Source organism: Pseudoalteromonas sp. Ld19 (assembly GCF_045064135.1).
GTDB lineage: Bacteria > Pseudomonadota > Gammaproteobacteria > Enterobacterales > Alteromonadaceae > Pseudoalteromonas > Pseudoalteromonas aliena.
On record NZ_JBISHA010000021.1, the window covers coordinates 810,970 to 831,916 of the forward strand.

At 39.1% G+C, this 20,947-nt stretch carries 13 protein-coding genes and 1 pseudogene; 8 read left to right on the forward strand and 6 right to left on the reverse strand.

Annotated features, from left to right (window positions below; genetic code table 11):
- Position 1 precedes the first annotated feature (1 nt).
- The 4 genes from ACJJVZ_RS15725 to ACJJVZ_RS15740 all read left to right on the forward strand — a co-directional run bounded on the left by ACJJVZ_RS15725 (position 2) and on the right by ACJJVZ_RS15740 (position 4,082).
- Positions 2 to 385 (forward strand): DP-EP family protein, encoded by a 384-nt coding sequence (locus tag ACJJVZ_RS15725; protein WP_273046479.1) that lies wholly within the window; start codon positions 2 to 4, stop codon positions 383 to 385.
- A gap of 242 nt (positions 386 to 627) precedes the next feature.
- Positions 628 to 2,403 (forward strand): S8 family serine peptidase, encoded by a 1,776-nt coding sequence (locus tag ACJJVZ_RS15730; RefSeq protein WP_405601800.1) that lies wholly within the window; start codon positions 628 to 630, stop codon positions 2,401 to 2,403.
- A 13-nt stretch (positions 2,404 to 2,416) separates the two neighbouring features.
- The gene (locus ACJJVZ_RS15735) at positions 2,417 to 2,854 is read left to right on the forward strand and encodes a hypothetical protein (protein WP_405601801.1); all 438 of its coding nucleotides are present in this window, start codon (positions 2,417 to 2,419) and stop codon (positions 2,852 to 2,854) included.
- A 238-nt stretch (positions 2,855 to 3,092) separates the two neighbouring features.
- Positions 3,093 to 4,082, forward strand: a complete 990-nt coding sequence (locus tag ACJJVZ_RS15740) for a diguanylate cyclase (protein ID WP_405601804.1) — start codon at positions 3,093 to 3,095, stop codon at positions 4,080 to 4,082.
- 206 nt (positions 4,083 to 4,288) lie between these two features.
- On the opposite strand, the gene ACJJVZ_RS15745 is transcribed toward ACJJVZ_RS15740, so the two are convergent.
- The 3 genes and pseudogenes from ACJJVZ_RS15745 to ACJJVZ_RS15755 all read right to left on the reverse strand — a co-directional run bounded on the left by ACJJVZ_RS15745 (position 4,289) and on the right by ACJJVZ_RS15755 (position 8,785).
- On the reverse strand, positions 4,289 to 5,350 hold the full coding sequence (locus tag ACJJVZ_RS15745; protein ID WP_405601806.1) for a DUF21 domain-containing protein: 1,062 nt from the start codon (positions 5,348 to 5,350) through the stop codon (positions 4,289 to 4,291).
- Positions 5,351 to 5,371: 21 nt separating this feature from the next.
- A complete protein-coding gene (locus tag ACJJVZ_RS15750) occupies positions 5,372 to 6,724 on the reverse strand; it encodes a magnesium transporter (RefSeq protein WP_405601808.1) in 1,353 nt (450 codons plus the stop codon).
- Positions 6,725 to 7,126: 402 nt separating this feature from the next.
- Positions 7,127 to 8,785 (reverse strand): annotated as a pseudogene (locus ACJJVZ_RS15755) (methyl-accepting chemotaxis protein).
- A gap of 391 nt (positions 8,786 to 9,176) precedes the next feature.
- Here ACJJVZ_RS15755 and ACJJVZ_RS15760 point away from each other — a divergent pair.
- Together ACJJVZ_RS15760 and purU are read left to right on the forward strand one after the other, a co-directional pair.
- A complete protein-coding gene (locus ACJJVZ_RS15760) occupies positions 9,177 to 11,063 on the forward strand; it encodes a hypothetical protein (RefSeq protein ID WP_405601811.1) in 1,887 nt (628 codons plus the stop codon).
- Between the two features lie 181 nt (positions 11,064 to 11,244).
- Positions 11,245 to 12,075 carry a formyltetrahydrofolate deformylase gene (gene purU, locus ACJJVZ_RS15765; protein ID WP_182701113.1) on the forward strand — a complete coding sequence of 277 codons (831 nt, stop codon included), beginning with the start codon at positions 11,245 to 11,247 and terminating at the stop codon, positions 12,073 to 12,075.
- 76 nt (positions 12,076 to 12,151) lie between these two features.
- On the opposite strand, the gene ACJJVZ_RS15770 is transcribed toward purU, so the two are convergent.
- The 3 genes from ACJJVZ_RS15770 to acs all read right to left on the reverse strand — a co-directional run bounded on the left by ACJJVZ_RS15770 (position 12,152) and on the right by acs (position 16,655).
- The gene (locus tag ACJJVZ_RS15770; RefSeq protein WP_182701114.1) at positions 12,152 to 13,744 is read right to left on the reverse strand and encodes an AbgT family transporter; all 1,593 of its coding nucleotides are present in this window, start codon (positions 13,742 to 13,744) and stop codon (positions 12,152 to 12,154) included.
- Positions 13,745 to 13,967: 223 nt separating this feature from the next.
- Entirely contained in the window at positions 13,968 to 14,618 is a 651-nt protein-coding gene (locus ACJJVZ_RS15775) for a response regulator transcription factor (RefSeq protein WP_077537138.1), read from the reverse strand.
- Positions 14,619 to 14,714: 96 nt separating this feature from the next.
- Positions 14,715 to 16,655 (reverse strand): acetate--CoA ligase, encoded by a 1,941-nt coding sequence (gene acs / locus ACJJVZ_RS15780; protein WP_405601816.1) that lies wholly within the window; start codon positions 16,653 to 16,655, stop codon positions 14,715 to 14,717.
- A gap of 692 nt (positions 16,656 to 17,347) precedes the next feature.
- On the opposite strand from acs, the gene ACJJVZ_RS15785 reads away from it, so the two are divergent.
- Both ACJJVZ_RS15785 and ACJJVZ_RS15790 read left to right on the forward strand, forming a co-directional pair.
- Positions 17,348 to 18,514: a DcaP family trimeric outer membrane transporter gene (locus ACJJVZ_RS15785; RefSeq protein ID WP_405601819.1), complete on the forward strand. Its 1,167-nt coding sequence runs from the start codon at positions 17,348 to 17,350 to the stop codon at positions 18,512 to 18,514.
- A gap of 302 nt (positions 18,515 to 18,816) precedes the next feature.
- A complete protein-coding gene (locus ACJJVZ_RS15790; protein ID WP_273046490.1) occupies positions 18,817 to 20,940 on the forward strand; it encodes a TonB-dependent siderophore receptor in 2,124 nt (707 codons plus the stop codon).
- Positions 20,941 to 20,947 lie beyond the last annotated feature (7 nt).

The window sequence follows — 20,947 nt, forward strand, 5'->3', positions numbered from 1 at the left end:
TATGAATAACACTCAAGAGCAAATTCACTTTACAGTTAACATTGTACTGGGCAGTGACAACGAGGCTAACTTTACATACTCTATAGATGGCAAAAAAGTGACTGGCGGCGGAGTTGTAAGAACCGAAACCGCGGGCATTTATAGTTTAGATGAAGCCACGCTTGCTAAAGGTTTTTTATTCACCGGCGCTACTATTACTGATGTCGAGAAAGAAACACCTTGCGCCCAAGATTTCAGTTTTAAAGTAAGCGATAACGGTCACACAATTACTATTATCGATACCGATAAAAACCCAGGCACAGCCTGTTTAGTATTTAACGTTGAGCACGACGGCAAAGCGTATGAAAGTGCCGATCCACAAATTGAAAATAAAGAAGAAAAGTAATTAACAACGTTTAATTATTAATTTTTAAATTGCACAGGACTGATTTAGCCCTGTGCAATTTTTATAAGCCAAAACACCTTAATGCTAATATATACCAAGCAGCATTATTAATAACCAACCCTTTATTACTAGTCTATTATAAAAACCACAACTTTCAATTGCTTAATAATTTTATATACGAAACAATCTAATAACAAATTGATTTATATATCAAAAACATAAAAATAAGGATTGTATTATTAATGTATATTAAAAAAACCCTGCTAAGTTGCTGCCTACTTGGTGCATTTAGCAGCCTCGCTGCGGATCACTTAACGAATAGCGACCCTCTTACACCTTACCAATGGCATTTAAATAACAGCGGCCACAATGGCCTTACTACAAACACGGTTGCTGGCGAAGATTTAAATTTACTCAATACCGATATGCAAGGTATTAAAGGAGATGGCGTTACCGTTACCGTAATAGACAGCGGCATCGAACTAAGTCACCCTGATTTAGTCAATAATGCCATTACAGGCTCACTTAATTTGTTAACCGGCACTGCAATACCAACCGATAACACCGGTCATGGTACGGCAGTGGCTGGCATTATCGCCGCACAAGCAAATAATAATATTGGCGGTCGTGGTGTTGCACCTAATGCAGACCTTGTTGGGTTTAATTACCTTGATGCGCAAACAATGAATAACTGGCTACAATCGCATGGTATGCCATTAACGGGCTCTGCAAACTCTCGCGTTTACAATCAAAGCTACAGCAGTAAGCCGGCATTATTTAAAAACGTTGATGCAGAAGAGCATACTCTTAGCCTGCAATTAAAAGAGCGCGTAATGCAGCAAGTAAGCTTAAACAGTAACAACGGCTTAGGTGCATTATTTGTAAAGTCAGCGGGTAACGCGTTTTATCAATACACTACTTTTTTTGGCGATACGCCATTTCAAGTATTTCCGTATGAGCAGCAACAACCATTTAATAACGCGGGCTTGCCATTTCATAACGCTAATTTAAGTACCGATAACGCTAGTTTTTGGAATATGCTGGTGTCGGCCTACAACGCAAACGGTAAATTAGCATCGTATTCTTCTGTTGGCGCTAATGTATTTTTAACCGCACCCGGTGGTGAAAACGCTCAAAGCCAAGCAGGTATTGTTACCACAGATATGAGTGGCTGCGCTGCCGGTTTTAATACCATTAACAGCACAATAGACATCCCCCTGCAAAACACCGGGTTAGATAGCCACTGCGATGCCACCGCTGCCATGTATGGCACTTCTGCAGCAGCTGCCAATACATCGGGTGCAATAGCGCTTGTTATGTCGGCTAACCCGCAACTTGATGCCAGAACCATTAAGCATATTCTCGCCACAACAGCACGTAAACTCGATGGCAACAATGCCGGTGTTGATATTAATTTTACAAATGCAAATGGTGATGCAGTCGGCTACAACGCCATTCCTGGTTGGCAACAAAATGCGGCAGGATACAACGTTCATACTTTTTATGGCTTAGGTGCAATTGATGTTGACGCTGCTGTTGCAGTGGCTCAACAAACTACTGCGTTATTACCCACATTACAGGTATCTGATTGGCATACCGCTAACACAGAGCTAACAATACCCCATGCTAACGTAAACGGTGTGCAAGATACGCTAGCCATCACTGATAATCTAACCATTGAAGCTGTACAGTTAAAACTATCGATTGATCATTCACGTATGCGTGACCTAGCCGTTGAGCTTATTTCACCATCAGGTACTCGCAGTGTGCTATTAAGCCCACGCACAGGGTTAATAAATGCAACCGGCACCCCCGTACAAAACGCTCTATTATTAAGCCAACATTTTTATGGCGAATCGGCGGCTGGACAATGGCAAATTCGCTTAATTGATACCGACAATGGCACTAGCCAAACCCTACTTTACAATGAGCAGGCAGGCTTACTCAGCATGAACGACACTAATAATAATGTAGATGGCACGCTGCTATCTTGGTCTTTGCGTTTTTACGGCCACTAATAAAGGAATTTTTATGAAAACAACGATTGTTATGTTAGTACTCACTTTTATTGTAAGTACTCTTTCATTGGCGCAAGCACAAACTAAAAACACAGCTGTAAAACCAGGCGCTGCAATTATCGCCAGCTTAACGAGCCAAACCAATAACGCAAATAGCTTACAGCTTGGGGATAGTATAACTGATAGCCAAAGCGGTAATAGCCTACAGCTCACCGGCGAAGTGTTATTGCAATTAACAACCCAAGCCAACTTTAGCCAACTGGCAACCCGTTATAACTTACAGCTAAAACACCGCGTAGGCGACATTGTTGTTGTAACCACTGCCACTAATAATATTCAGCAGCTAGTGCAACAATTAACGCAAGAACCGACAATAAAACAAGCAAGCTTTGACCTGCGTGAGCTAGGGTTAAGCGCTGACCCTCAAGTTATAAATAAAGAAAAAAATTAATTAACAACAATTAATTTCTAAATTGCACAGGGCTGGTTTATTCCTGTGCAACTTTTTATAAGCTAACCACTTTTTGCAAATCACTCTTTTAAACATTATGAAAACCGAGTAAAGGCACCGCTAGAAAATCAAAAAAAATCAATCAGTTAAACAAGAAGGTTATCGAAAGGTTTAAAACACTTAAATTCAATAAACTACTAGACATCAAATTTCATTAAAATAAAAATGAGCAAGCACAATGTCTAATAATAATGAAAACCATAGCCAACAAAATGCAGACACAGGTGTGTCGGCATTAATGAATCGCATTTCTAATACATTTAACAATGAAAAAATAAGCGCTGTTATTAATGTCACCAATGTTATGGCCGATGCTATTTTTATTGTTAACGCACAAGGTGTTTTTGAATCGGTAAACCCAATTGCTGCTAAATATTTTAATGTACCCGCTGACTCCCTAATAGGTAAAAAGTGGCAATACTTTTTACAAGAACAGTATCGCGACGATTATGAGTATATGTTTAACAGTTGGAACAACAACTACCAAACGCCACTTAATCATGGCCCAAAAGAAGTAAAAGTAATTAAAGCAAATGGAAACTTTTTAGATGTAGAGCTTTCAATCTCCTGCCTACCAACAGCCATTACTGGCAATACCCCTTTGTTTATTTGCATCATGCACGACATTTCCAAACACGTAAAAAAGTACAAAGAACTTGAAGCGTTAGCTAAGCTCGATCATTTAACGGGGGTGGCTAATCGCTGTACTCTTGAAAAAACAATGATTAAAAACTGGCAAGAGTGCTTAACTAATAAGCAGCCTTTGAGCTTTATATTAATAGATATTGATTTTTTCAAACAATTTAATGACAGCTTTGGTCATGTAAAAGGCGATAAATGTTTGCAGATGGTCGCAAGAACAATTGAAAACTGTTTACCATCAAATGAGTGCTTAGTTGCCCGCTATGGTGGAGAGGAGTTTGCTGTTGTACTTCCTCGCGCTCACATTTCAAATGCCGAAATGATTGCGAAACGTATTCAAGAAAAAATACTCAACATTAACTTTAGAGACATAGGTTTGCCCGCTAACGTAAAAATAAGCGTGAGCCAAGGGCTCGCATGCGAATACGGCGTGCAGTACAGAACATCGGAAGCATTAATTTGTGCAGCGGATACCGCTCTATACAGAGCTAAATCTGAGGGGCGAAATAAACTATGTATTATATAAACACTTATATAATACATAGATGTTTAGCTCTTTAGCTCTTTAGTTAATTAACCTGAACTCTGGTTAAGAGATTTTTAGTGAAAACAAAGCGAATTTACGCGTCAATAGCGGGCCGATTGCAAGTAAATTCAACGCAGTTAGCGCTGAAAATAGCTGCTCGAGATAGATTTATTATCCAGAATTCAGGTTAATTAGTTTTACGTTCGCTAACTCTGTTTTGTAGGTTCAACCACATTGCTTGCGGCGAGTTTAGGTGCACTCATTCCTTTGAGTAATCGGCCAAATATATCAGCGCCAGTGATAATTCGTTTTTCATCGCTCCACACTAATACAACGTCGTGATCAATTGCACCATCAAACGACTTATCGAGTGAATGGTTGGCACGTATTTTTAAAATCACTTCACTTAAACGCATTGTTTCGTCGGCAACAATAATAGGTCTATGGCAGTAATGATACGGATCGAACGTATCTGGTTCAAACAAGGCTGAACGTAAAAAGCCATCCGCATCAACAACCAATAAAGGCCAACCATCTTCATTGGTGATGATCACCCAGTTATAACCCGATTTATGTAATTTACGTAAAAACTCGTTATCGGCCGTTAATGTAAGCTCAGGAAATATTGGTAAATCCAGCTTTGTTGGCAACGCTATGATGGAGTCGGGATCAATCACTTCCCCTTCTTTAGTGACACTTATTTCATCTAAACTAAAAAAGTTAAGTGCGCCTATGCCCTCAACATGCTGAACATCGGCCTCTTCTGCTTCAATATGTTTACGAATAATGCCTCTAAGCTCGCTTTCTGCAAAGTAGGTAATACCTTCTTTACCCAGCCATGCATCCAAAATTAAAGCCGTTGGTTTTGCCACAACATAAAATAATATTTGATAAAACTTTATAAGTGGCGAAAGCAAGCTCGCCATTTTAAGTGCGTTACGCGAAAAGTAAGCTTGTGGTGTTATTTCACCAATAATAGTGATGGCTATAGTTGAGAATAAAAACGAACTTGCCCCCATTAATACCGAGTCAGACAGTAGCGTAAGCAGTACGTTAATACCCACGTTACCCCATAAAATAGTCGATAATAAAAAGTTTGAATCGTTTCGCAGCGCCATCACTTTAATTGCTGCGGCATTGCCTTTTGTACTTTCCATTTCAAGCTGCAATCTACTTAACGAAAAAAACGCTAAGTTTAAGCCTGAAAATATAGCCGACTGTGAAATACACAGCGCTATTGCACACCAAATCATGACTTCAAAGGTCATTATAGTTTCCTGTAAAAAAGGTTATAGCAGTAATAAACTACCTAAACCTAAAAAGGTAACAAATCCAACAATATCGGTCACGGTCGTTAATATAACCGAGCCAGATAAAGCAGGATCTATTTTCATTTTGTCTAAAATAGACGGAATAACAACACCCGCTAGCGACGCTGCAACTAGGTTTAATAATATTGCGACCGTAATCGTAATACTGAGCATAATGTCGCTAAACCATAAATAAGTAAGTGCGCCAATAACAAATGCCCACACCAACCCGTTTACAGCCCCCACTCGCAGCTCTTTTTTAAGTAACGCTTTGCGGTTGGAGTCTGTAACCTGACCCAGTGCTAAGCCGCGCACAATAACGGTCAATGTTTGGCTACCTGCAATCCCTCCCATCGAAGCCACCACAGGCATTAACACAGCTAGCGCAACAACTTGCTCGATTGTTGCGCCAAATAAACCAATAAACCACGATGCTAAAAATGCAGTTGCTAAGTTGATACCTAACCAAATACCTCGGTTTTTAGCACTTTTTCGTACGCTGGCAAACAAATCTTCGTCTTCGCGAAGACCACCAGCTTTTGCCGCCGCTTCGTCGGCTATTTCTTGGCGTAACTCATACGCCGAGGCAATGGTTAATCGCCCGAGCAATTTATTGTCGGCATTAACTACCGGCAGTGCCATTTTTTCACTGTGGATCACCACTTCTGCCGCTTCATATAAGTCATCATCGGCATGTAACGATGAAAAGTCATGATTTGCCAGTGCCATTAGGCTGTCGCCATCATTTGCTTTAATTAAATCATTAACCGCTACTTCACCTATTAAGCTGCCTTTACGGCTTACTAAATAAATAACTTCGCTGTACTGCGGTAAGCCTTTATGTAGCAGCTTTTTCGCCCCCCCTGCAGTTAACTTTTCTGACACTTTTAAAAAGTCAAAACCCAACCAGTGACCCAATTGCTCTGGCGGGTATTGCTGCGCCAAATCATACTGCTTAGTTTGAGCTTCATCGAGTTGCCTTTTAGCGTATTCAACAAAGCGTTCAGGAATAACTTCTTCAAGCTCAAGTAGCTCTTCTACATTCACTTCATCAAGGAGCTTAAATGCGTAACTATCATCAAGTGTTTGCAGTAACCATAAACAGCTGTCTTCACTTAAGTTAACAAAAATTTCGTGTTGTGTGTCTTCATCTAATAATTGCCAAATTTCAAGGCGCTGTTCTTTTGGAATTGCTTCAAAAAGCAAAGATAAATGCTCGATCGAAAGCGTTAGCTGGGCATCAGCCAATAATTTATTTTTGCGCTCTGTTGTATCACACTGCAACAAATCATTAATGAGTTGTGGAAGCTGGTCTACCGGATACTCAATCATGTTAAAGCCTTAAAAAATCATTATGTTATGTAAAGAGTGTACCTTAGCTGTAAATAAATGCTGATTAAATTTACGGGCGTAATACCCGTTCATTAAAATGTTGAGCATTTTAGCGAGCTACATGTCTTATATATTTGATGCGATTGATAAAAGTTGGCACCTAATTTTTGCGCATTGTATGTGTAAAAATTCAAGAGCACTAATGTTTATTTTAAATTTATAAAAAAGCAGAATAATGGCTTATATTCTCAAAAGTTATAGTACTAAAAAGTAACAAAAACGGGGGATTCAAGGTGAAATTAATACGTCATAAACAAGATACTGCCCATGACTAATAGAGCAAATAAAAGCCGTAACATTTTCTGTTACGGCTAAAGTAAAAACACGGATATACAAAAAGCGTTAAATTTTAAATTGTCCAACTAAACTTTCTAAATTTTCACCGCGTCCAGCTAAATGCTCACTTATTGAAGAGGTTGTTTTGCTCGATAGTGTAAGCTCATTCACTATTTCTTGAATGGCAGATACATTACGATTTATCTCTTCTGTTACACTGCTTTGCTGTGTAGCAGCTGTCGCAATTTGTGTACTCATATCGTTAATTGAAGTTACCGAGATGGTCACTGCACCTAAACTGTCTGAAATAGCTCGAGATGATTCAACCGAACGATTACAGCTCTGTTGGCTTGCTTGCATTCCATTAACCGCAGCCGTTACTAAATTATGTAATTCGCTAAGCATTTCACTAATTTCTAACGCACTTGCTTGTGTACGACTTGCTAAGCTTCTCACTTCATCTGCTACGACGGCAAAGCCTCGGCCTTGTTCGCCTGCTCGAGCTGCTTCAATCGCAGCATTAAGTGCTAACAAATTAGTTTGCTCTGCAATTGAGCCTATTACACTCAATACACTATTAATTTTTTTAGATTGTTCGCTTAGTGAGTCCACCTGCTGAGCGGCTGTATTTATTTCACTCATTAATGTTGATACCTCACTAAGCGAAATATCAACTCAAGCTGCCACTTCTTGGGTTGCAGCTTGAGTTGATTGGGCAACTTGAGTGGTATTTTGTGCTACCTCATGTGATGTTGCCGACATTTCTGTAATAGCTGTCGCGACTTGATCTGTTTCATGATTATGATTAAGTAGTTTGCTTTCAATTAACTGGGTTTGCGTATTAATATCGCCAGAGGCTGTTTTAACATCGTGCGTTACATCCACAACGTTTGCAATAATGCCATGCAGCTTACTCACAAATACATTAAACGCTTCACCCAACAGACCAATTTCATCATGTGTTTGTACTTCTAAACGCTTGGTTAAATCGCCTTCGCCTTTAGCTATATCATCAAGATTTTGCACCATACTTTCGATTGGCTTAATCATAGTGTTTGCCGCAATAAGTGCGCACACAACCGTTAATACCACCCAAAATAATGCAATTAATAATAAGGTTTTTATCTTGTCATTTATATGCGTTTGCATTGCCGTTTGGTATTTTTCTAATTCAGCATCTATATCATCCATGTAGGCACCTGTACCAATCATCCAATTGGTATTTGGTATCATATCGGCATAACCCATTTTTTCCACCAAGCCAGTGGTGTTTGGTTTTTGAAAGTGGTAATTGAATGCACCACCTCCTTTATTTGCTTGCTCGAGCAAACCAACAATAATTTTTTTGCCATTTGGATCTGTCATTGCTATTTTATTTTGCCCTTCAATAGCACTGCCAAGTAACGCATGAAATACACTAACGCCATCAGTGTCGTAAATAAAAAAATAGCCACCCTGCCCAAATGTGATATCTCGTAATGCCTTTTTAGCATCCTGCTCAGTACCTTGTGATAGCTGATAGTTGACAATTTTACTGGCAATTTCAACCTCAGTTTTTAATAGATTTTTTTTATCTTCAATAAGCTTAACTTTAAACGAATCAAAATTTTGCTGCTGATTTTTAGACTCTAAGTAGTAAGAGCTCAGCATTAAGCTAATTAACAGCAGCATAAGCGGTACAATAGCAAGTAGTATTAATTTGTTTTTTAAGCTTAAATTACTCATAACTTCTCCAAAATATAACGACGGCCAATTTAAACAATGGCTGAATAAGCTCATCAGCTTTTCTAAAAGCCCAATAGTTATAAAAGTATAGTTACTTAAGCTGTAATAGTGACTTTAAAATATAAATATTGCTGATAAGTAAAGATAAATACGCCCAAATTTATTTGCACGCAGTGTAGTTGTTGTATAGCCGTATAGATACATTTGCTATTTAGACCTTAGTCTCATAATTCATAAATTAAATTCAAAAGCATAAATAAAGAAGATGATAAAACCGGCCTTTAAAAGACTTATAACGTGCAGGTTATTGATATACTATAAAAGTTCGGCAAAGCAAGTTCACCCAGTAAGCTTATTTACACCCATACACGCTATTTAAAAGGAGCATTCAATGGCTTTTGATTATGGATCGATTGATCTTGGACTAAAAAACCCCTTCAAACTTGAAGGTAAAATAACCGCAGTTAGAGGGCTTATCGAATCTGTAGCCGGTATTAGCTTACTCGTTATTGCAGCAGGTTCTGTAAAAGAAGATACAACCGCAGGTTGGATTTTAATGATATTTGGCATGCTTATTTTAGCACTGGGCATTCGCTCTCTATCATCTGGGATTTATGCAACGCTTAAGTATTTTGTAGGCAGAAATCACCCCACATCACTGGCTTACAATTATAGTAAATCACAAACATCGACCGCCCAAGAAGAACAAAAAGACGTTGCGTATACCGCACAGTCACTCGAAGAAATGCTTGTTGGTCGTAAAAATAGTACATTTAAAGAGCCGAATGGATTTTTATCTCGTTTACTTCACAGCTTAATTCCTAAGCTATTATTTTTACCTTACCCTATTCGTAATGTTGCCCAGCGTTTATTTGGCTCGTGGGTCAGCACCTTTGTTGCACTTATTGCATACGGACTTGTGGCGTTTGTTTCTTTATCTGGTTTTACCGGTGAAGCTGGCGAATTAGCATTTCCTGTTTACAGTGCCATATTGATGTTTTATGTACTTTTTTCATGGCGTTCTTCTGGCAAACCTATTTCTCGCGATGCTGAAAAGAACATTGAAGCTTTAGGTACTGGTGCTCTCGCAAAAATTATTTCTTTATCTTTTATTTTACCAATCGCTATTGGCCTTTCTATGTCGTGGCTAATGAAAGAGCAGCGTATTAGTAAGCAACAAATAGATAACTGGCTTGAACAATTACCAAGCCTTCATGCAGGAATGTATTTAATTGCCATTATTGTTTTAGCTACATTAAGCTGCGCCCTTGTTTTTATCATGATTAAAGCACGTTTAAATTCAGTTACGCCGTCTGCTGAAGTATCTGAGTTGCGTGAAAACTGGCAAGAGTCTGTTCATCCTGACGAGATTTTTATAAACCTTGATAACTTGGTCATGGCTAATCGTCGTTATAAAGAAGTACCAAACAGAGTTTACCGAGAATTAGACCCTAAGTTGCAAGAGCAAATAGAAGGTAAAGGTGGCTTTAAAGGTGAAATGCTCCAAGAAATTCAGCCTAAACTTTACTCTACGGACTTAGGTAAAAACTTCACTCTAGCAAGATTACTTGCTCTAGTAAGTGGTAACTTACTTTATATTATTGCATTGGTGTTTACTGTATTTTTAGCGTATTCATTTATTAATGTTTATCAGTACATTGACGCTGCGAATATCAGTAGCTTTAAACAAGCATTTAATAACCAACATATTATTCAATTTAGTGAGCTATTAATGACAAGCTTTCACTTATTGTTAATTGGTATGCTTATTAAAGCATTCGCGCAATTACTAACAAACACGGCTCATCTATTTTTTGCCGAAATGCAATTTGAATCGCTGCTTGTGTATTTTAAATGTGAAGGTACATTCACCGAGTCTAAAATATCAACGGGTACTGGTATTCACGATAGTACCCGCTCAGAAAACACCTTAGTACGCAGTAGCATAACGCCTTGGATTATTGTTTCTCGTGTTATTTCAACAACGTTTGCTGCAACAGGGATGAAAAACCTTGAGCATCCTCGCCATATTATGGAAATGCATAAAGACGAAGGGCAATTACAAGCAATCAAAAAAGATGTTATTGCATTCTTAAAAGACCGCGAGTCTATTGCGTCAATTACCAGTGAGCGTGATTTAGGGAACGCGTCACAAATACATCAGTTAAATCAGCAAACGCGCGCTATGCCAACTCAGCAAGCGATCGCTAAAGACGACGAGGAAGCTGCAGGTTACCTCAGACAAGAAGAAAATCTATCTGGCGAACCGAAAGCCTAATTAGACGTTATTGATAATTGCCACCTTGTAAATAAGGTGGCATTTTTTTATGCCCCAATTAACTTTATTACCTCTTTTATACTCAACAACATGATTAATACTGTATTAGTGCACAAAGCCCTTGCTTTATACGCTAAAACACAAATAATGAAATATTAATCACTGGGTAAGAATGAGGAAAATGAGCTATATACTAACCACCCAATGTGCTGATGATGTAGGCTTAATCGCTAAAATCACAGGACTTTGTCATAAAAATAATTTAAATATTACACGCAATAACGAATTTGTAGATAAAGACGCACAACGATTTTTTATGCGTACAGAGCTTACAGGTGAGCCGCAAAGTGACTTTTTAGAGCAGCTACGTTCGCTATTACCTCAAGGCGCTAAACTTGCACTGCACAATGATGCAAAAACTAAAGTGGTATTACTTGCCACCAAAGAAGCACATTGTTTAGGTGGCATGTTATTAAAGCAGTTTGAGCAAACACTTAATATTGAAGTACTCGCTGTCATTGCTAACTACGCTGATTTAGAACCGCTCGTAAAAGGGTTTAACGTGCCGTTTCATGTTATATCGCATGAAGGGCTCACCCGCAGCGAGCACGATAAAAAAGTAGCTGATTTAATTGCCAGCTACAACCCTGACATTATTGGTCTTGCCAAATACATGCGTATTTTAAGCCCTGAATTTGTGGGTCGATTTGATGGTAAAATCATTAATATTCATCACTCGTTTTTACCTGCATTTATTGGTGCTAAACCTTACCACCAAGCATTTGAACGTGGTGTAAAAATTATTGGTGCAACGGCCCACTTTGTAAATAATGAGCTTGATGAAGGGCCTATTATTTTGCAAGACGTTACCCATGTTACACATGCTAACACCGCAGAAATGATGGCTAAAATAGGTAAAGACGTCGAAAAAACCGTTTTTTGTAAAGCGCTACAATTAGCCTCTGAACATAAACTATTTATTAATGGCAATAAAACCGTCGTATTTAGCTAAAAGTTAGTACGCATAAAAAAGCCAGCTTAGCTGGCTTTTTAATTATTACAGATTAACTAACGTACACGCTAATTTTTTAAGGCGTGTAATATGTAGGTGATTCTGGCCCTACAGGCATTCCCAATAAGAACACCCAAACATAAAATAGAATAACCCAGCCTACAAAAAACACCATGCTGTACGGTAACATTGTGGCAACCAACGTTCCTATACCCATATCTTTTTTATATTTAACTGCAACGGCTAATATCAAACCAAAATAACTCATCATTGGTGTTATTAAATTGGTCACTGAATCACCAATACGATAAGCCGCTTGAATCGTCTCTGGCGCATAGCCAATTAACATTAACATAGGCACAAATATAGGCGCGGTAATCGCCCATTGCGCTGAAGATGAGCCTAAACTTAAATTAACTAAGGCACACATTAAAATAAACAGTATAAATACTTCTGGGCCTGTTAGGTTAAGTGCTTGTAATAACGCAGCACCATTGATAGCTAAAATAGTACCTAAATTAGTCCACTTGAAAAAGGCAACAAACTGCGCTGCAAAAAATACCAGTACAATATAAAGTCCCATGGAACTCATACTTTTGCTCATGGCATTTATTACATCCTTATCGTTTTTCATGGTGCCTACAACACGCCCATATACAAAACCAGGAATACTAAATGTCACAAAAATAATAACCACAATACCTTTTAAAAAAGGCGAACCAGCAACCTCTCCCGTATCTGGGTTTCGTAAAATGCCGTCGCTTGGAATAATAGTCCACGCAAGTAATAATGAAACAACTAATAACGATACACCTGCCCATTTTAAACCTGACTTTTCTTGTTTTGTCAGTCTATCAATGCTGTTTTGTGATAAATCGATACTCGCTTCATCTGGGTTGTATTTACCTAAGCGTGGCTCTACTATTTTTTCGGTTACAAGAGTACCCAAAATGGCAATTAAAAATACCGATATCATCATGAAATACCAGTTTGCCTCAGCGCCTACCACATACGTAGGGTCAATCATTTGCGCAGCGGGTGTTGTAATACCTGCCAATAATGGATCGATAGTACCCAATAATAAGTTAGCGCTATATCCGCCCGACACACCAGCAAATGCAGCTGCCAATCCAGCGAGAGGATGACGTCCTAAACTATGAAATATCATTGCTGCAAGCGGGATCAGTACAACATAACCAAGCTCAGCGGCGGTGTTAGACATAATAGCGGCAAATACCACCATAAACGTCACTAAACGCTTAGATGCGCCCATCACCATGCCTCGCATCGCAGCAGAAAGTAAACCTGAATGCTCTGCAACACTCACACCTAGCAATGCAACAAGCACTGTGCCAAGTGGTGCAAAGCCAGTAAAGTTAGTGACAAGTCCTGTCATGATCCGCTGTAATCCCTCAGCACTCAATAAACTAACCACTTCAATAACGCCATCAGGAGCGCGCCCTGATGCACCTTCTGGGCGAGGATCTATTGCACTTAGGCCATACCAATCAGCAATACCGCTAAATACAACAATTGCGACTGCAAATATTGCAAATAAAGTAATGGGGTGTGGCAGCATGTTTCCTAAAAATTCAACAGTGGCTAAAAATCGATTAAATAGGCCCTTGTTATTTGGGTTATTACTAGATGAGTGTGTGGAGTCTGTCATACTCTGCTCTTAAAGTTACAAAATTGTCGTAACCTAGCATTTTTTGTAAATTAGATCATGTATAAAAGGTGAATAGCTTGTGAGGAAGGTTAAAATAGCCAAAGGTAAACAGAGCCGTAATACCAATTGTTAATACCTTATTGTAGCGCCAAAGAAACAGTTGGCTAAAATAATCATATTTTGAATGCAATTGGCACAAAAGCTCTCTTTAGTTTCCGATTTTTTATGACTGCTCAATAGGCTCTAATTGCAATTTAGCGGCAATAAGTACAGCTTGTGTGCGGTTGTATACGCCAAGTTTTCTAAATATAGCAGTGATGTGCGCTTTGATGGTTGCTTCAGAGATGTGAAGCTCGTAAGCAATTTGCTTATTAAGTAAGCCTTCGTGTAAATACTGTAAAACACGATACTGCTGTGGTGTAAGCGAGGCGACTTGCGCAGCAATTTCTCGGTCTTCACCTTCAATCTCGGCTACTTTATTTTTTAGCTCTACCGGCAACCATGTATCGCCTTCAAGTATTTGATTAATTGCGCTGGCAATATCATCTGAGGAAGATGATTTAGGAATAAACCCCATTGCACCATAACCCATTACTTTAGAGACGATATTGGCATCTTCGCTACCTGAAACAACAGCAATAGGTAAGCTTGGATATTCTTCGCGAATACGGATTAGGCCATACAAATCGCCATTTCCTGGCATATGAAGGTCTAGCAGTAATATATCAAGATCTTCTTGTTCGCTTAACACCTGCAATGTGCTGTCAAAATCTGATGATTCGAAAACGTCTAAATCTGCAAATTTTGCGCTCAGTGCGCCCTTTAGTGCTTCACGAAATAACGGGTGATCGTCCGCTATTAAAAACTGACTCATGGTTCACTCCTAAAAAATTCGGCTGTTACTTATTACTAAGCAACAGCCGATATACTACGTTTAGAATCAACTTGTAATCAAGTTTTTAACGCATATTTAACGATTTAATCGATTTTCGATAAGCTCATCCACGACTGATGGATCAGCAAGTGTTGATGTGTCACCAAGCTGTTGGTGCTCATTTGCTGCAATTTTACGTAAAATACGACGCATAATCTTACCTGAACGTGTTTTTGGTAAACCAGGTGACCACTGAATCATATCTGGAGACGCAATAGGACTGAGCTCTTTGCGCACCCAATTACGTACCTCTTTTGTCAGTTCTTCACTCACTATTACACCTTCATTAGGCGTAATATAAACATAAATCCCTTGGCCTTTAATATCGTGTGGATAGCCCACTACAGCAGCTTCAGCGACCGCTTCGTGTGATACCAATGCACTTTCAATTTCAGCTGTTCCTAAGCGATGTCCCGATACATTTAATACGTCATCAACGCGTCCTGTTATCCAGTAATAACCATCCTCATCACGGCGACAACCGTCACCAGTAAAGTACACGCCTGGGTATGCACTAAAGTAAGTTTGTTCAAAGCGTTCGTGATCGCCATACACAGTGCGTGCTTGCGATGGCCAGCTATCTAAAATAACTAAATTACCGTCAACTGCGCCTTCTAGTGTATTCCCTTCGGCATCAAATAATGCTGGCGCAATACCAAAAAATGGATGTGTTGCAGAGCCCGGCTTCGTATCGGTTGCACCTGGCAGCGGGGTTATCATAATACCGCCCGTTTCTGTTTGCCACCATGTATCAACAATTGGGCAATTCGATTTACCAATACTCTCAAAATACCAAGTCCACGCTTCTGGATTAATTGGCTCACCGACCGATCCTAAAATACGTAAGCTGTCGCGACTTGATGAAGCGATTGGTTCGTCACCTTTAGCCATTAAGGCACGAATTGCAGTCGGTGCGGTATATAAAATAGTAACGCCATGTTTATCAACTACTTCACCCATTCGTCCTGCGGTTGGGTAGGTAGGCACACCTTCAAAAACAACTTGTGTACAGCCATTTACAAGTGGCCCGTATGCGATATAGCTGTGACCTGTGATCCAGCCCACATCAGCACTACACCAATAAACATCATCTTCTTGTAAATCAAACACGTATTCGTGAGTCATTGATGCGTAAACTAGATAACCACCGGTTGTGTGTACAACACCTTTTGGCTGGCCCGTTGAGCCCGATGTATAGAGTATAAATAATGGATCTTCTGCGTTCATTGGCTCAGGCGCGCATTGCGCTGGTAAATCAGCCACTAAATCATGCCACCAAATATCATGGTCGTGCCAATCAACTTCGCCACCCGTTAATTGATGCACAATAACGTGCTCAATCGTTGTAACTGAATCTTGCGCTACTGCTTCATCAACGTTTGCTTTTAATGGCACACAGTTGCCCGCGCGTCGCCCTTCATCGGAAGTAATAACAACTTTAGCGCCCGAATCTCTAATACGGTCTGCAATCGCTGATGGCGAAAAACCACCAAATACAACAGAATGAATAGCGCCAATGCGTGCGCATGCCTGCATTGCGTAAATTGCCTGAGGTGTCATTGGCATGTAAATAGCTACACGGTCACCTTTTTGTACACCTAGTTTTTTTAACCCATTCGCAAATTTAGCGACTTCATCGTGTAATTGCTGATAAGTAATATTCTCACTTTGAGATGGGTCATCACCTTCCCAAATAAGCGCTGTTTTATTTGCTTTGGTTTTTAGATGGCGATCAATGCAGTTATAAGAGGCATTAAGATAACCGTCTTCATACCACTTAATACTAATGTGGCCTTTGTCGAATGATGTGTTTTTAACGATTGAATAAGGAGTCGACCAGTCAAGACGTTTACCATGCTCAGCCCAAAAGCTTTGAGGATCGTCAATTGATTGCTTGTAAAGCGTATCGTATTTATTTTTATCGATGAGTGTTGCGTCTTTAATGTGCGCAGGAACAGGATAGATACTTTGTGACATCTTCGTCTCCATTAAATTACTTGCCTTTGGCTCTTATCAAGGATTACTCAGCAGTGCTTTATTAAGTATTAGACCTTAGTTGTACATCCCTTCAAATTGCTAATATGTAGTTTATAATCTTACTGATTTCAATTTTTTACATAAAAAATACAAGACGTTAAATATAAGTGAATACATACTCGCTTGGCCTTAAACCTTAGTCTTATAGACCAATAGGTTATTGAGTAAATATTACACATACTCAACAGTAGCAAACACAAAAGTTAAATATATTTTTCTCTAGCCAGAAGTTTTCAGTGAAAACATAACGGATTTACATGTTAATAGCGGGCTGATTGTCAGTAAATTCAACGCAGTTAGCACTAAAAATAGTGGCTTGAGATAGATTTATACCAACCTGCTTATATATGGGGTCTATTTAACGTTAAGAAAATTACGCTAGAACTAGGCAAAAATCTTTGTATTTAGTTGTTCTAAATAAAAAATTTTTAACGACGTTATAGTGCAATTTAATTCGTTAAATTGTTCAAAGATTTATGCAGATTGGCATTGTTATCAAGAGTTCTGGTTATTGACTATAAGAACTTACTAAACCTCTTTTTATTAGCAAGTAATACTCGTAGCAAGTGTTATAAAAAAATTGTGAATAAAAAAGCAACAAACAACAAGTAGTCTAAATAAAGGACACTACAATGAAATTTACTCCATTAAAAACATTGGCTGCAAGCACTGTTATCTGTGCACTTTCGAGCACAGCTTATGCGGCAACAGCAGCAAAAATTGGTGATACAGAATTTAACTACGGTGGATATATTAAACTCGACTCTATGTGGAGTGATTATTCAGCGGGTGCACCAGCAGGTTCAAATGTAGGACGTGATTTTTACGTTCCAAGCACACTGACTGTTGGTAACGATAGCAACTCTGATGCGGTGTTTGATATGCATGCCCGTGAATCTCGTTTTAATTTTGGTACTGCCACCGTTATGGATAACGGTAAAACGATAAAAACTAAAATTGAAATTGATTTTTTAGCATCAGCTACCGGCGGTAACGAACGCGTTTCAAATTCATATGCTCCACGTATTCGCCATGCCTTTGTAACCTATGACGGCTGGTTATTTGGTCAAACATGGTCAAATTTTCAAAATGTGGGTGCCCTTGCAGAAACGCTTGATTTCGTAGGTCCAGCTGAAGGCACTGTTTTTGTTCGTCAATCTCAAATTAAATACACAACTGGCGCATGGTCTTTTTCATTAGAAAATCCAGAAAGTACAATTTCTACAGCTAGCGGAATGGCTGTTACTGATGATGCATCATTACCAGATTTTACAGCGCGTTATACGCACAAAGCTGACTGGGGTAATATAGTTGTAGCAGCACTTGCACGCCAACTAACTTATAAAGTAGGCGCTGTAGATGCTGATGAAACATCGTTTGGTATAAGCGCATCCGGTAAAATAAATCTAGGCGATGACAACCTTAAATTTATGCTTACTCAAGGTAAAGGCTTAGGCCGATACGTAGGCTTAAACGTAGCGCACGGTGCTGTTCTTAATGGCGATGATCTCGATGCAATAGATTCTACGTCTGGTTTTGTTGCTTATCAGCACAAGTGGAACAGCCAATGGCGTTCAACATTCCTTTATTCGTTCTTTTCAGCAGATAACAACGCAGACTTACTTGCTATTTCTGGCGATCCAACTGAATCAAGCCAAAGCTATAGTGCCAATATTTTATACTCTCCAGTTAAACGCTTAACGTTTGGTGCTGAATTTAAACATGCTGAGCGAGAAACAGAAAGCGGCGTTGATGGCGATTTAGAGCGCCTGCAGTTCTCTGTAAAATACTCTTTTTAATAAATAACCTGAACTCTGGATAATAAATCTATCTCGAGCAGCTATTTTCAGCGCTAGAAAATAAATTTAAATATCAACATGATTCAATACGTTAGTAAATCTCTTAAACAGAGCTCAGGTTAAGTAAAAACAGTTTACTTCCTTTAAGCGGCTTCGGCCGTTTTTTTATGATCATGATTAAAGTTAGAGTTAGCTTTTATATATGACACTAAAAATTATGGATAAAAACAATAAAATGCAATTGCAAATCAATATCATTTAGATTAAATTACGCACTTCTTTTGAACTAATTGGAAAAACTCATGTCGTCCCCTCAAGTTTTGCGTTTATCTAAACTAAGCTTTGCTACTTCTTTAATTCTATCTGGTTATGCTTTTGCAGATGAAGTGAAAGCAAAAGATGAACCTCTCGAAAAAATTGCAGTCTATGGCCAGCATCATAAAAACTACATCACAGAAGAAGCACAATCGGCTACAAAATTAGGCTTAACAATAAAAGAAACGCCGCAGTCAATCTCAGTTGTTTCACGTGCCCTAATGGACGACTTTTCACTAGACGATATTAATTCTGTATTAGAAAGCACACCAGGTGTAACGGTAGAACAAATAGAAACTGACCGTACTTATTTTAAAGCTCGTGGTTTTGAAATCACCAATTTCCAAGTTGATGGCTTAGGCATTCCGCAAAGTTCAGGCTCTATTCAAGGCAGTCTTGATACATCAATTTATGACCGCGTTGAAATTGTGCGTGGAGCAAACGGTTTAATGACAGGTGCAGGTAATCCTTCAGCGACCGTCAACATGGTGTTAAAAAAACCAACATATACAACGCAAGCTAATGCATCTGCTTCTTATGGTTCGTGGAATAAAAAACGTTTAGATTTAGATGTATCTACACCAATAAATGACGAACATGCTGTACGTGCGGTATTTACAAAACAAAAAGCTGACTCTTACCTCGATCGTTATGAGACAGATAAAACGATTGTATATTTAGCCTACGAAGGCAAATTAACAGACAGTACATCGCTTAGCGTTAATTACGTGAATCAACAAAAAGATGCCGACAGCCCGCTTTGGGGCGCACTTCCTCTTTATTACACAGATGGCACACCTACTGACTATGACGAATCAACCAGCACTGCTGCCGATTGGTCTTACTGGGATAACAGTGCAGAGCAAGTATATGTAACACTTGAGCAAAACTTATCAGCAACATGGGTGGCTAGAGCGCGTTATGCTCATGTTAAAAATGATCAAAAATCGGAATTGTTTTTCGTATATGGCACGCCAAACAAAGAAACAGAGCTCGGTTTAACAGGTTATGCTAGCCGCTATGATTATAGCGATAAACACGATTTATTTGATTTATATGCCAGTGGTAAATTTGATTTATTTGGCCAAGAGCACGACCTATCGTTTGGTGTTAGCCAAGCAAAAATGGATTACAAAGACCTGTCGCTTTACGATTACACAACAGGTAATGGCTTTCCAGCAATGCCATCTCTTAAAACATGGGATGGCGTAATGCCAGAGGCAACCCTTGCTGATAGAGAAAATGGGAGTGATATAACTAACGAACAAAAATCAGCTTATATATCTACACGCCTTAAATTAAATGAACCGCTAAGCCTACTTGCTGGCGTTCGTTATACTGATTGGGAAACAAAAGGTACAGCTTATAGCGTGTCTCAAACACGCAGTGACTCAGAGTTAATACCATACATAGGTACCGTGTATGACTTCAGTGATACGTTATCTGCATATGCGAGCTACACAGAAACATTTGTACCGCAAAAAGAGCTTGATATAAATGCGAATCAACTTCCGGCTATTACTGGTAAAAGTAGTGAGGTAGGTGTTAAAGCGCAGCTTCTTGACGATCAATTGTTTGTAACCTTTGCTTATTTTGATGCAAAACAAGATGGCCTTGCTGTTGCTCTTCCTAATTCCGTACCTGGTGATACACGTTATTATGCAGCCGATGGGATTAACAGTAACGGCTTTGAAGTCGAACTAAGTGGTAAGTTTACAGACGATTTAAGTGCAAGTATTAGCTTCAGTAATTTAAGTATTGATGGTGATGACCTAGTAAAAGACTACACACCAGAAAACCAACTTAAAGTGGCAGCAACTTACCAAGTTCCGCTAGTTGATGGTTTATCGTTTGGCGCAAATTACCGCTGGCAGGATTCAACTAGCCGCGTTCAAGTTAAAGATGCTAACGGTATGGCGGCTGTTACCACAAATCAAGATGCATACGGATTACTTGATTTAATGGCCACTTACAAAATTACAGATAACGTAGGAGTCACTTTCAACGTTAATAACACCACCGGTGAAAAATATTTGCACAGCCTATACTGGGCACAAGGTTACTACGGTGCACCACGTAACTACGGCCTATCTGTAAACTGGCAGTTATAAATATATT

What these genes read in the sequence shown, in the direction of transcription:
- ACJJVZ_RS15790 (WP_273046490.1), top strand. Translation starts at nt 18,817, where the DNA reads ATGTCGTCCCCTCAAGTTTTGCGTTTATCTAAACTAAGCTTTGCTACT.
- ACJJVZ_RS15785 (WP_405601819.1), top strand. Translation starts at nt 17,348, where the DNA reads ATGAAATTTACTCCATTAAAAACATTGGCTGCAAGCACTGTTATCTGT.
- ACJJVZ_RS15770 (WP_182701114.1), bottom strand. Translation starts at nt 13,744, where the DNA reads ATGACAGACTCCACACACTCATCTAGTAATAACCCAAATAACAAGGGC.
- purU (WP_182701113.1), top strand. Translation starts at nt 11,245, where the DNA reads ATGAGCTATATACTAACCACCCAATGTGCTGATGATGTAGGCTTAATC.
- ACJJVZ_RS15745 (WP_405601806.1), bottom strand. Translation starts at nt 5,350, where the DNA reads ATGACCTTTGAAGTCATGATTTGGTGTGCAATAGCGCTGTGTATTTCA.
- ACJJVZ_RS15775 (WP_077537138.1), bottom strand. Translation starts at nt 14,618, where the DNA reads ATGAGTCAGTTTTTAATAGCGGACGATCACCCGTTATTTCGTGAAGCA.
- ACJJVZ_RS15730 (WP_405601800.1), top strand. Translation starts at nt 628, where the DNA reads ATGTATATTAAAAAAACCCTGCTAAGTTGCTGCCTACTTGGTGCATTT.
- ACJJVZ_RS15760 (WP_405601811.1), top strand. Translation starts at nt 9,177, where the DNA reads ATGGCTTTTGATTATGGATCGATTGATCTTGGACTAAAAAACCCCTTC.
- ACJJVZ_RS15725 (WP_273046479.1), top strand. Translation starts at nt 2, where the DNA reads ATGAATAACACTCAAGAGCAAATTCACTTTACAGTTAACATTGTACTG.
- acs (WP_405601816.1), bottom strand. Translation starts at nt 16,655, where the DNA reads ATGTCACAAAGTATCTATCCTGTTCCTGCGCACATTAAAGACGCAACA.
- ACJJVZ_RS15735 (WP_405601801.1), top strand. Translation starts at nt 2,417, where the DNA reads ATGAAAACAACGATTGTTATGTTAGTACTCACTTTTATTGTAAGTACT.
- ACJJVZ_RS15750 (WP_405601808.1), bottom strand. Translation starts at nt 6,724, where the DNA reads ATGATTGAGTATCCGGTAGACCAGCTTCCACAACTCATTAATGATTTG.
- ACJJVZ_RS15740 (WP_405601804.1), top strand. Translation starts at nt 3,093, where the DNA reads ATGTCTAATAATAATGAAAACCATAGCCAACAAAATGCAGACACAGGT.